The following is a 12191-nucleotide window of genomic DNA, read 5'->3' as shown; positions in this document are numbered from 1 at the left end:
CCATGAATCCAACATTACTGGTTGAGCTATTTACTGAAGAGCTCCCACCCAAAGCATTGCAAACACTGGGTACTGCATTTGCAGAACTTCTAAGCAAAACGCTGCGCGATGAAGGTCATTTGACCGACAACAGCGAGGTGGAAGGCTTTGCAAGCCCCCGCCGTTTGGCATGCCGCATCACCAACGTGGCTGAAGTAAGCCCTGAAAAGAAAATTCAGGAACGCCTGCTGCCCGTTAAAATTGGTTTGGATGCCAATGGTCAACCCACCCCTCCCCTCCAGAAAAAACTGGATTCATTAGGCTTGGGTGCAATCTCTGTGGATCAACTGGAAACGATCAGCGATGGCAAACAGGACGTGTTACACATTTCACGTACGCAGCCTGGCAAAGCGCTTGAAGAATCACTAAGTAAAGCGCTTGACATCGCCACCACCAAACTGCCCATTCCGAAAGTAATGAGCTACCAGCGGCCTGACGGAAGCACCGTGCATTTCGTACGCCCGGCCCACCGCCTTGTTTGCCTGCATGGCGACAAAGTAGTGCCAGCGCAAGTACTGGGACTCGAAAGTGACCGAATTACCTTGGGGCACCGCTTCTTGAGCCAGGGCGTGCTGAACATTGCCAGTGCAGACAGTTACGAAGCCCAACTTGAAACCGAAGGCAAGGTGATTGCCAGTTTCGATAAACGCAAAGCAGCCATTGTAAAAGCCTTGGCAGCGCAAGCTGCTGGCGACAAAGTAGTTCAACCCGACGACTTGATTGATGAAGTGTGCGCGCTTGTTGAATGGCCTGTTGTGTATGAAGCTGGTTTCGAAAAAGATTTTCTAGAAGTGCCACAAGAGTGCCTGATTTTGACCATGCAGGCCAACCAGAAATACTTCGCGATCACAGACCAAAATGGCAAGATGAAAAACCGCTTTCTGCTGGTTTCGAACTTGTTGACCCACACACCCGAACTCATCACCACCGGCAATGAGCGAGTATTGCGCGCGCGCCTTGCAGATGCCAAATTCTTCTTCGATCAAGACCGCAAAAAAACATTGGAAAGCCGCCTGCCTGGCCTGGCCAATGTGGTGTACCACAACAAACTGGGCACCCAGAAAGACCGCAATGGCCGTTTGGTTGAACTGGCTGCGGCCTTGGCGCCAGTGTGTGGTGCCGATGTTGAACAGGCCAAACGTGCAGCCCTGCTTTGCAAGGCCGATTTGCTGACCGACATGGTGGGAGAATTTCCCGAACTGCAAGGCAATATGGGCGAACACTACGCCCACCACGATGGCGAGCATGCTGATGTAGCGCAAGCCATTGCCGACCACTACAGCCCCCGTTTTGCGGGCGACCGGTTGCCACGCAACCCCGTGGGTGTTGCAGCCGCACTGGCTGACAAACTGGAAACCCTGGTGGGTATTTACGGTATCGGCCTGATCCCGACTGGCGACAAAGACCCCTTCGCCTTGCGCCGCCACGCTTTGGGCGTGATTCGCATGGTGATCGAGAAAAACCTGAACCTGGATTTGAAACGCATGCTGGCCGCAGCGAGTGTGTTGTTCGTCGACTACCCCGATTTCAAAATTGATCTGGATGGTTTGGAAAAGTTTATTCAAGACCGCCTGCGCGGTTACCTGAAAGACCAAGGCTATTCCACCGCTGAAGTTGAATCGGTTCTCAGCCAAAACCCAAGTCAGTTCGCCGACCTGCCCAAGCGCCTTGAAGCAGTGCGTGCCTTCTCGCAGTTGCCTGAATCGCAAGCCCTTGCTGCGGCCAACAAACGCATTACCAATATCTTGAAGAAAACCGAGGTGGGTTCCGCTGAAGTGGATACAAACCTATTGCAGCTAGACGCTGAAAAAGCACTGGCCACGCAGGTGAAAGAAGTGGAGCCACATGCCACACGGGCATTCGAACGGGGTGATTACCAGCAAGCCTTGCTGGTTCTGGCTCCATTGAAAGCCAATGTAGACGCCTTTTTTGAAAACGTCATGGTCATGGACAACAACGAGGCGCTGAAAAACAATCGCCTTGCTTTGTTGAAACATATGCATGGTTTGATGAACCGAGTGGCTGATATTTCACAGTTGGCCGTTTAAAGCCAAAACAAACAGTAAGGACAGTCATGAAACTCATCGTGCTGGATCGGGATGGCGTCATCAATGAAGACTCGGACGAGTACATCAAGTCGGTGGATGAATGGATTCCGATTCCTGGCAGCATGGAGGCCATAGCGCGATTGAATCGCGGGGGTTTCCGAGTGGTAGTGGCCACCAATCAAAGTGGCATTTCGCGCGGCATGTTCGATCTTGAAACGCTTTCGGCCATGCACAAAAAAATGCATGAATTGGCTGGCGTTGCTGGCGGGCACATTGAGGGCATCTTCTTCTGCCCACATGGCCCCGATGACAAATGCAATTGCCGCAAGCCCAAACCAGGCCTGTTTCAGGAAATTCAGGCACGTACGGGCTTTAACCTGGAAGGCGTGCCTTGCGTGGGTGATTCACTGCGCGACTTGCAAGCCGGTGCCAGCATGGGCTGTAGCACACTTCTGGTCAAAACCGGCAAGGGCAAAAAAACTCTTGAAAAAAGCAAAGACGAATTGCCCAAAGGCACCTTGGTGTTCGACAATCTGACTGCAGTCGCCGAGCATTTGGTGCCCGATGACCCATTCGCAAACAATCGATAACAACTAAAACTAGTTCGGAGGCCCGTGGTGAGATCCTTCATTGGTTCTATCCTGTTTTTTGTTTACGTGGTGGTGTATACACCCATTCACGCAACGCTGTTACTTTTGGTCTCCCCCTTCATTTCCATCCGCAACAGGTATGTGTTTGCCTGTTGGTGGAATGCACTGAATATTAAAATGCTCCGCCTGCTGTGCAACATTCAGTACAACGTTGAAGGCATGGAGCACCTGCCCAACACAGGCGCCATCATCCTGGCCAAGCATCAGTCTGCCTGGGAAACCTTCGGCATCCCGGCAAACCTGTTACCGCGCCAACTCTGCCTGGTGTACAAAAAAGAATTGCAGTATGTACCGTTCTTCGGCTGGGCGTTGTGGGTGTTGCGCATGGTGCCGATTGATCGAAAAAATGGTGTTGAAGCTTTTGAGCAAGTAAAAACCATGGCCGGCAAACGCATGAAAGAAGGTGCCTGGATGATGTTTTTCCCGGAAGGCACCCGAGTGCCCGTGGGCTACAAACGCCGCTACAAAACCGGCGGCACTCGCTTGGCTGTGGCCACAGGTACCCCTGTAGTGCCCGTGGCACATGATGCTGGAGAATACTGGAAACGCAAGGGATTCTTCAAGAAAGCAGGCACAGTCACCTTGCGTTTTGGCCCGCCCATTTCACCCGAAGGGCATACCGCCGACAGCCTGATGAAAGTGGTTGAAGACTGGATTGAAAGTGAAATGCACAAAATCAGCCCCCAACGCTATACCAGCGCTGAAACCCCTTTGGTGGGCAAAGGCGACAACTGAACAATGCAACTAACAGCAGCACCCAACCCCACCGAAGTTCGCAGCATTGAACTGCCGTGGGGAGTGTGCAGCTATATTCTGAAGCGCAGCAAACGCAAGTCGGTGGGGTTTTTGATCGGAGATCAAGGTCTGCAAATTTCCGCACCACTTCGCTTGTCAATCAGCGAACTAAACAACGTTATTGCAAGCAAATCGACTTGGATTGAGCAACGCTTGAAGCAGTGGGAAACTCGCAGCAGGCAAACCGTTCCTCTTTCAAACCTGCTTGATAACGGCAAGCCTATTCCCGTTCGTGGCGAAGCTTACCAACTTGAAATTCTGCAAACGCGGAGCAAAGCCCTGCTCAACCCGTGGACGAAAAGCATCGTACTGCCTGCCTACCAAAACTTCACTCAGCGCGACAAAGCGATTGAGAAAGTATTGAAAGCCCATGCCAAAGAAGTGTTCACACACATGGCCACGCAGCTAGTGCAGCAACAAGCACTTGAACACCGGCTGCCCAACTTTTCCATTCACTTAAGCAGCCCAAGTTCACGCTGGGGCAGTTGCAACAGCAAACGAGAAGTCCGTTTGAACTGGCGCTTGGTGCATTATCCGCCAAAACTTATTGAGTACGTGATTGCCCACGAACTTGCGCACCTGGTGGAAATGAATCACAGCGCACGTTTTTGGGCCGTGCTTGAAAGCCTCATGCCCGATTACAGAGAACCGCACAAAACCCTGTCGAAAATGAACCCAGCCGAGGTACCAGTTTTATGAGAATTCTTCACACCATGTTACGCGTTGGCGACCTTCAACGTTCTATTGATTTTTACACCCAAGTGATGGGAATGAAGGTAATCCGCACCACCGAACGGGCAGACCAGGGATATTCTCTGGCCTTCGTAGGCTACGGGAGCGAACAAGACAACGCTGTGCTTGAATTAACCTACAACCATGGTGTCAGCAACTATGAATTGGGCACCGCGTACGGACATATTGCAATTGCGGTGGACGACGCATATGCACAGTGCGAGCGCATCACCCAGGCAGGTGGAAAAGTGACTCGGGCTGCAGGTCCGGTGAAGGGAGGGAATACGGTAATTGCCTTTGTAACAGACCCCGACGGCTACAAAATCGAGTTGATTCAAGTGTCCAAGTCTGATTAACCAAAACACCCAAAATTCTTGCTTTGCCCGCATGGCAGGCAAAGCCTTGCAGCCCACTTTGACAAACAGAAGTCAAGTAAAAAATTTCCGTTTTTTTCCAGGTTTAGGGTCGAATAAAATCGCCCTGCCCGTTACAATGGGCTGCTCGAAATTTGCTTAAATTTTGTGCAACGTGCGCATTGCTCATTTAACACTTCCAAATAATCTGTTCTTGGCCCCAATGGCCGGTGTGACAGATCGCCCCTTCCGCCAGTTGTGCAAAAAACTGGGCGCAGGACATGCTGTGTCGGAAATGGCGGCAAGCAACCCTGCTTTGTGGAAAACTGACAAAAGCACGCGCAGATTGAACCACTACAGCGAAACCAAACCCATCGCAGTACAAATCGCGGGAGCCGACCCGGAAATGATGGCGCATGCTGCTGCCTACAACATTGAACGCGGCGCACAAATCATCGACATCAACATGGGTTGCCCCGCAAAAAAAGTGTGTGCGGTTGCGGCAGGTTCTGCATTGTTGCAAAACGAAAGTCTGGTCGAGCAAATCTTGAAAGCAGTACATGCTGAATGCGAACAACGCGGCGTACCACTTACCCTGAAGTACCGCACAGGCTGGTCACCAGAACACAAAAATGCAATTCACATTGCGCAAATGGCCGAGTCTATCGGCGTTTCACTTCTCACGCTTCATGGCCGCACGCGTGCCTGTGGATACGCGGGTGAAGCCGAGTACGACACCATCAAGGCAGTGAAACAGGCGGTCAGTATTCCGGTCATAGCCAATGGCGACATCACCAGCCCTGAGAAGGCAAAATATGTACTGGATTACACCGGTGCCGACGGTCTGATGATAGGCCGGGCCGCCCAAGGCAACCCCTGGATTTTTAGAGAAGTACTGCATTACCTGAAAACCGGTTCGTGCCTCACCGCACCGACACTGGATGAAGCACATGAAATCATGTTGCATCACTTGCGTGATCACCATGAATTTTATGGAGAAAAAACGGGTCTGCTCACGGCCCGCAAGCATTTGCAATGGTATCTTTGCGGCCCAGCCGGAAAAAACAACAAGGTGATCGACCAACTGATGTTGGCGCAAACCACCTGCGAACAATTGCGCATTGTTGATGAGTTTTTTCTTGCTTGGAAAGAAAGCGGACAGCTGTACTTCGCCGCTGCAAACGATTCACTCCAACCAACACCAAGAAGAAGATTGGCAGCATGAAACCCAATGACAGTGATCTAAGTCCCATCACCATTTCAGAGTGCATACGCAATAACCTGGACAAGTTCTTTGACGATCTTGAAGGTGAATGCGCCAAGTCGGTTTACGACATGGTGCTGTCTGCCGTGGAGCGACCGATGCTCGAAGTGGTCATGGAGAAAGCCAACATGAACCAAACCATTGCAAGCCAAATGCTGGGCATCAACCGCAACACACTGCGAAAAAAATTGCAGCAACACGGCCTCATCTGATTATTAATTTTTTACCGACCGCCTCAAAACCGGCCTCTGAAACCATGACATCAAATCCAACCATCAAACGCGCGCTGCTGAGCGTGTCCGACAAAACCGGCATTCTTGAGTTGGCCAAAGCATTGGCCGATCGCGGTGTGGAAATATTGTCCACTGGCGGAACTGCCAAACTGCTGGCTGAAAAAGGCCTGGTCGTGAAAGAAGTAAGCAGCCACACCGGCTTTCCTGAAATTATGGATGGTCGAGTAAAAACACTGCACCCAAAAATTCACGGTGGCATTCTTGCGCGTCGCGATTTGCAAAGCCACCTGGATGCCATGGAAGAACATGGTATCGGCGCAATCGATTTGGTGGCGGTGAATCTGTATCCCTTCGACAAGGCGACTGCTGGCGACAATGTAAAGTTGGAAGATGCAATTGAGAATATCGACATTGGCGGCCCCGCCATGGTGCGCGCTTCTGCAAAAAACTACACGGGTGTCACGATCATTGTTGACCCCGCCGATTACGGCAAAGTCATCGATGAAATCAAAAGCAACGAGGGCGCAACCACACTGAAAACCCGCAGTGGATTGGCTGCCAAAGCTTACGCCCACACTGCGCGCTACGATGGGGCCATTGCCGCATTCCTCACCAGCCTTCAAGGCACCGAAGGCGCACTGGAAGACACACCCGCTCGCATTGAATACCCGGAAGTGCTTTCCATGCAATTTCACAAAGTGCAGGACATGCGCTACGGCGAAAACCCACATCAAAGTGCTGCTTTCTATCGCGAGGCCAAGGCGCCCGTGGGTCTGCTGGCCAACTACCGCCAATTGCAAGGCAAAGAATTAAGCTTCAATAACATCGCCGATTCAGATGCCGCCTGGGAATGCGTAAAAACATTTGATGCACCAGCCTGTGTCATCATCAAACACGCCAACCCATGTGGCGTGGCTGTCGCAGAAGGCACATTGAATGCCTATCACAAGGCTTTCAAAACAGATCCCACTTCTGCATTTGGCGGCATTATTGCCTTTAACCGCCCAGTCGATGAAGCCACTGCGCAGGCCGTTGCGAAACAGTTTGTCGAAGTGGTCATTGCACCTTCGTTTGATGAAGCCGCACGCGCAGTATTTTTCGCCAAACAAAACGTTCGATTGCTTGAAATTCCAGTCGAGGCTGGCATGCACAAGTTTGATTACAAACGCGTAGGTGGTGGCTTGCTGGTGCAAAGCCCCGATGAACGCAATGTGCAGCAAAGTGAAATCAAAGTGGTCAGCAAACGCCAGCCTACCGAGCAGCAATGGGCTGATTTGATGTTCGCCTGGCGCTGTGCGAAATTTGTGAAAAGCAATGCGATTGTGTTCTGCAAGGACGGCATGACCATGGGTGTGGGTGCTGGCCAAATGAGCCGTGTGGATTCGGCACGCATTGCCTCCATCAAGGCACAAAATGCAGGCCTTACTTTGGCTGATAGCGCTGTTGCATCCGATGCATTTTTCCCCTTCCGTGATGGTCTGGATGTGGTGGTCGATGCAGGCGCAAGCAGCGTAATTCAGCCCGGTGGTTCCATGCGCGACGAGGAAGTGATTGCAGCGGCCGATGAACGCAACATTGTGATGGTGCTGACCGGTGTGCGCCACTTCCGCCATTAATTTCAACACCACACACCCTCAGCAGTGATGCGCATACTTGGCATAGACCCAGGCCTGCGCATCACCGGTTACGGCGTGGTCGATATCATTGAAAGCCAACAGATTTACGTGGCCAGTGGCGTGATCCGCTCTAACTCTGACGCTTCCCTGCCCGACCGTTTACACACCCTGTTCACTGGGCTTTGCGAACTGGCCGATCTGTACAAACCCCAAGTGGCCGTAGTTGAAAAAGTGTTTGTGAACGTGAACCCGCAATCAACGTTGCTGCTTGGGCAAGCACGTGGTGCGGTGCTCACCGCACTCACCCACAGTGGGCTCGCAGTAACTGAATACACGGCCTTGCAAATCAAGCAAGCAATTGTTGGGCATGGCAAAGCCAATAAAGAACAGGTGCAGGAAATGGTGAAACGTTTGCTTAAGCTGCCAGCCCACCCTTCCGCCGATGCAGCCGATGCCTTGGCCGCGGCCTTAACCCACGCACAAAGCAGCAAACTGTTGGGTGCATTGGCAGCCAAAGACCTGCCGACCAGTATTTTCAAAACCCGCACCCGAAAGGGTCGCACCAGCTGGAAATGAATTCGCTTGGCGTATAATCAAATTCAGTTTACTGTGATTATGAACAGTGTGGAGAAACTGCAATGATTGGTCGCCTGAAAGGCACTTTGCTCGAAAAAAATGCACCCTGGGTTCTGGTCGATGTTCAAGGTGTTGGCTATGAACTGCAGGTACCCATGAGCACGTTGTTCAACTTGCCGGAAATTAATGGCATTTGCACCTTACTTACTCATCTGGTTGTTCGCGAAGACGCACACACCCTGTACGGCTTTCAAAACATTGCGGAAAAAAACCTGTTCAAAACCTTGATCAAGGTGTCAGGCATTGGCCCGCGAACTGCCTTGGCCATTTTGTCGTCTATTTCCACCCACGACTTTCTGCTGGCCGTACAAAGCCAGGAAACAGCGCGGTTGGTGAAAATTCCCGGCATTGGCAAGAAAACAGCTGAACGTTTGTTATTGGAACTGAAAGGACAAATTGTGGCACTGGGCGGCACCGCCAACATTGCAGAAGGCATGCCACTGCCAATTGGAAATCAAAGCGAAATTGTTCAAGCCCTGTGCGCACTGGGTTATTCTGACAAAGAGGCCACGCTGGCCTGCAAGGGTCTGCCCGAGGGCACCAGTGTTACTGATGGCTTGAAGCTGGCACTACGCAATTTGTCAAAAGGCTAACCGAGATAATCCACAATGATTGAACCCGATCGCCTCATCAGCCCAAGCAAAACCACTCCCGCCGAAGAAGCCTTTGAGCGCGCATTGCGCCCCAAGCATTTGGACGAATATGTGGGGCAACAGAAAATTCGCGATCAACTCGATATCTTTATCGCAGCGGCGCGCGCGCGCAAAGAAGCACTCGATCACGTGTTGCTGTTCGGCCCGCCCGGCTTGGGCAAAACCACACTGGCCCATATTTTGGCCCGCGAAATGGGTGTAAACCTGCGCCAAACTTCAGGCCCGGTGCTTGAACGCCCAGGCGACTTGGCGGCATTGCTGACCAACCTTGAAGCCAACGATGTGTTGTTCATCGATGAAATTCACAGATTGTCGCCTGTGGTAGAAGAAATTTTGTATCCCGCACTGGAAGACTATCAAATCGACATTATGATTGGCGAAGGGCCAGCGGCTCGAAGCGTGAAACTCGATTTGCAGCCTTTCACGCTGGTGGGTGCCACCACCCGTGCCGGCATGTTGACCAACCCGCTGCGCGACCGGTTTGGCATTGTGTCCCGGCTTGAGTTTTACACCCCCGAAGAGCTTTCGCGCATTGTGGCTCGTTCAGCCAATTTGCTGGACACTCCGGCAGAGGCCTCCGGTTGCCTGGAAATTGCACGCCGCTCACGCGGCACGCCACGCATCGCCAACCGCCTACTGCGCCGCGTTCGCGATTATGCGCAGGTGAAAGCCGATGGCGTGATTACTTCTGCTGTGGCCGATGCTGCCCTAAGCATGCTCGACGTGGACAAAGTGGGCCTGGATCCGATGGATCGCCGATTACTGGAAACCATCATCCACAAATTTGGTGGCGGGCCGGTAGGGCTTGAAAGTGTAGCCGCTGCAATTGGTGAGGAAAAAGACACGATCGAGGACGTGATTGAACCCTATCTGATTCAGCAAGGCTACATTCAACGCACGCCTCGTGGCCGCATTGCAACCTTGAATACTTACGCACACTTTGGTTTGAGCGCACCGGCCAGTTTGGCGGGCACGCATGCAGCAAACCCACAGCAAGGCGATTTGTTGTAGGCCTTGGGCTGCAGGTTTCCTTCGCCAACTCAGCAGCGAAGTTCCAATCAGTCCTCAGCCGGTTTCACCGGCTTACTTGCACCCACCCTCGCCGTGGCTTGCTTTCGCACCGCCGGTTTCTTCGCCGCTACGGGTCGCTTTTCAGTGCTTTCCTTGCTAGAAACAATCGGCTCAACCTTCTTGCTTTCCCACGTCACGCCCAACGCGGCTTCAAGCTCTTCCAGTGCCTCGCCGGTGTACACCGACAAACGCTGCATGGAAGGCAAGGCATCGTGATCGCCGGTAAACGCCACATTGAACTGGCCTGAATAACTCACCACAGTGATGTTTAAGGCTTGCCCGTGCGGAATCAAGGAGATTGGGTAGAACTGCTCCAAACGACAACCCGAGAAATACAGGTCGCGTGAGGGGCCCGGTACATTTGAAATTACCGTGTTGAAAATCGGACGTGTCAAGCCACCCAGGCCTGACACCAGCTGCAACATCATCGGCGCCATCAACATGATGGTGTAGTTGTTGATCGCTTCTTTGGGCATGGCCTGCAAATTGGCCTTGGCCAATTGCGTCGAACGACGAATTTCCTTCAAACGAGTCAGAGGATCACTTTCCGTGGTGTACAGGTTTGCGATAATAAAACTGATCGCATTGCCGCCATCCAGGTCGTCGGCCGGGCGCACGGACACAGGCAAACCGGCTGTCAACGACTCGGACGGCAATGCATCGCGTTCCAGCAAATAACGACGAATGGAACTCGAGCAAATCGCCAGAAAAATATCGTTCACACTCACCTTGGCCGCCTCGGCCACGGCACGAATACGCTCTAGCGGATATGTTTGAGTGGCCAGTCGGCGGGCTCCACCCACGCGCTTGTTCACAATTGATTTCGGGCCTGAAAATGGTGTGGCCAAAGCCGGGTCGGTTGGCTTGACCGCTTCTCGCATTAAATCCATGAGTGCACGGCCCGCGGCAGGCAAAGACTGTCCACTGAGCTTGGCAGCCTCCCAGGCTTCCCGAGCCTGGTCCGCGAAGTGCTGGGGTTCGGTGTTCTTTTTCTTTCGGCTAATGGTGCCAACAGACCAAGGGGCAGGCAGCGACATACTTTCTTTTGCAGACTTGCCAAAAATGCGCTCCATCAAACGCATACCACCCACACCGTCCATCAGCGAATGGTGCATTTTGGTGTACAAGGCAAAACGATTGCCGTAAAGGCCTTCAATCAGGTGCATTTCCCACAGCGGCTTTCGAAAATCCAGAGGGTGAGAATGCAGACGGGAAATCAGTGTACCCAATTCGCGTTCACCGCCAGGTGCCGGCAAAGCGCTGTGACGGAAGTGATAATCCAGATCAATTTTGTCAGCCTCAATCCATTTGGGCATCAAGGTCAACAAGCGGGGGCTGGACAAACGGTAATTGAAAGGCGGTGCAAACTCCACGGAGTTTCGCAGCAACTGAACGATCCGACCAACGGCTTGTTGGGGGGTTTCGCCCTCTGGCACAGTGAAAATTGCCATGCTGCCTACGTGCATGGGCGCTTCTTTTGATTCGACGTACAGCCAGGATGCATCCAGCAACGGGATATTTCTCGCCATGTCAGTGGTCTCCGCTTCTCATTGTTATTTGAATGTGAATATTTAATTAATTTAATAGTGGCAGGATCCCACATCCCCGAAGGAGAGCCCTACTCCTGCTTACAATATTGTAAGCATACTAGAGACGGGCCATTTCATGACATTCAAGTACTCTCTGCGCGTTTATTTTGAAGACACCGATGCCGGGGGCATTGTTTATTACGGCAATTACCTCAAATTCATGGAGCGGGCACGAAGTGAATGGTTCCTGCAGCAAAGTATCGGCATGAAATCGCTGATGAACGACCATCATTTGGTGTTCGTTGTCAGCCGAACAGAATTGAACTACCTTCGCTCTGCTAAACTTGAGGATGTACTTGAAATATCAGTGGAACTCACTGAACTTAAGCGAGTTTCCGCAGTCTTCAAGCAAATCGTAACGCGCAACGGCGAGGTGCTGTGCGAGGGTAAAACCAAGGTGGGCTGTGTCAACACGGAAACCTTGAAACCCAGCGCAATACCCCCCGCTGTGTATCAACAACTCAACCAATTGATGCCGTAGTGCGTTACAAGAAACAAATCATTTTCCTTAC

General features: G+C 52.1%; 13 protein-coding genes. 12 read left to right on the top strand and 1 reads right to left on the bottom strand.

Features of this window, described 5'->3' with window-relative positions; genetic code table 11:
- Positions 1–2: 2 nt before the first annotated feature.
- From glyS to ruvB, 11 genes are all read left to right on the top strand, one after another.
- Positions 3–2087: a glycine--tRNA ligase subunit beta gene (gene glyS / locus PY990_RS09970; protein WP_275271473.1), complete on the top strand. Its 2085-nt coding sequence runs from the start codon at positions 3–5 to the stop codon at positions 2085–2087.
- A 26-nt stretch (positions 2088–2113) separates the two neighbouring features.
- Positions 2114–2677 (top strand): D-glycero-beta-D-manno-heptose 1,7-bisphosphate 7-phosphatase, encoded by a 564-nt coding sequence (gene gmhB, locus PY990_RS09965; protein ID WP_275271472.1) that lies wholly within the window; start codon positions 2114–2116, stop codon positions 2675–2677.
- Between the two features lie 27 nt (positions 2678–2704).
- Positions 2705–3472, top strand: coding sequence for a lysophospholipid acyltransferase family protein (locus PY990_RS09960; RefSeq protein ID WP_275271471.1), 768 nt, complete (start codon positions 2705–2707; stop codon positions 3470–3472).
- Positions 3473–3475: 3 nt separating this feature from the next.
- Positions 3476–4231 carry a M48 family metallopeptidase gene (locus PY990_RS09955; protein ID WP_275271470.1) on the top strand — a complete coding sequence of 252 codons (756 nt, stop codon included), beginning with the start codon at positions 3476–3478 and terminating at the stop codon, positions 4229–4231.
- Positions 4228–4620, top strand: coding sequence for a lactoylglutathione lyase (gene gloA / locus PY990_RS09950; RefSeq protein ID WP_275271469.1), 393 nt, complete (start codon positions 4228–4230; stop codon positions 4618–4620). The genes PY990_RS09955 and gloA overlap by 4 nt, the downstream gene beginning before the upstream one ends.
- A gap of 172 nt (positions 4621–4792) precedes the next feature.
- Positions 4793–5842 (top strand): tRNA dihydrouridine synthase DusB, encoded by a 1050-nt coding sequence (gene dusB, locus PY990_RS09945; protein WP_275271468.1) that lies wholly within the window; start codon positions 4793–4795, stop codon positions 5840–5842.
- Positions 5839–6093 carry a Fis family transcriptional regulator gene (locus tag PY990_RS09940; RefSeq protein WP_105027068.1) on the top strand — a complete coding sequence of 85 codons (255 nt, stop codon included), beginning with the start codon at positions 5839–5841 and terminating at the stop codon, positions 6091–6093. Before dusB ends, PY990_RS09940 begins: the two co-directional genes overlap by 4 nt.
- 44 nt (positions 6094–6137) lie before the next feature.
- Positions 6138–7730, top strand: a complete 1593-nt coding sequence (gene purH / locus PY990_RS09935; protein ID WP_275271467.1) for a bifunctional phosphoribosylaminoimidazolecarboxamide formyltransferase/IMP cyclohydrolase — start codon at positions 6138–6140, stop codon at positions 7728–7730.
- A gap of 27 nt (positions 7731–7757) precedes the next feature.
- Positions 7758–8306 carry a crossover junction endodeoxyribonuclease RuvC gene (gene ruvC, locus PY990_RS09930; RefSeq protein ID WP_275271466.1) on the top strand — a complete coding sequence of 183 codons (549 nt, stop codon included), beginning with the start codon at positions 7758–7760 and terminating at the stop codon, positions 8304–8306.
- A gap of 62 nt (positions 8307–8368) precedes the next feature.
- Complete coding sequence (gene ruvA / locus PY990_RS09925) at positions 8369–8959, top strand: Holliday junction branch migration protein RuvA (protein ID WP_275271465.1); 591 nt, start codon at positions 8369–8371, stop codon at positions 8957–8959.
- A 15-nt stretch (positions 8960–8974) separates the two neighbouring features.
- A complete protein-coding gene (ruvB, locus tag PY990_RS09920) occupies positions 8975–10030 on the top strand; it encodes a Holliday junction branch migration DNA helicase RuvB (RefSeq protein ID WP_275271464.1) in 1056 nt (351 codons plus the stop codon).
- Positions 10031–10077: 47 nt separating this feature from the next.
- Here the strand turns inward: ruvB and PY990_RS09915 are convergent, their stop codons facing one another.
- Positions 10078–11619: a WS/DGAT/MGAT family O-acyltransferase gene (locus PY990_RS09915; RefSeq protein WP_275271463.1), complete on the bottom strand. Its 1542-nt coding sequence runs from the start codon at positions 11617–11619 to the stop codon at positions 10078–10080.
- 136 nt (positions 11620–11755) lie between these two features.
- On the opposite strand from PY990_RS09915, the gene ybgC reads away from it, so the two are divergent.
- Complete coding sequence (ybgC, locus tag PY990_RS09910; RefSeq protein ID WP_105027074.1) at positions 11756–12160, top strand: tol-pal system-associated acyl-CoA thioesterase; 405 nt, start codon at positions 11756–11758, stop codon at positions 12158–12160.
- Positions 12161–12191: the final 31 nt, after the last annotated feature.

Source organism: Limnobacter olei, assembly GCF_029087225.1.
Classification (GTDB): domain Bacteria; phylum Pseudomonadota; class Gammaproteobacteria; order Burkholderiales; family Burkholderiaceae_B; genus Limnobacter; species Limnobacter olei.
The sequence above is the reverse complement of the archived record's forward strand: the minus strand, read 5'-3'. Positions and strand labels throughout refer to the sequence as shown.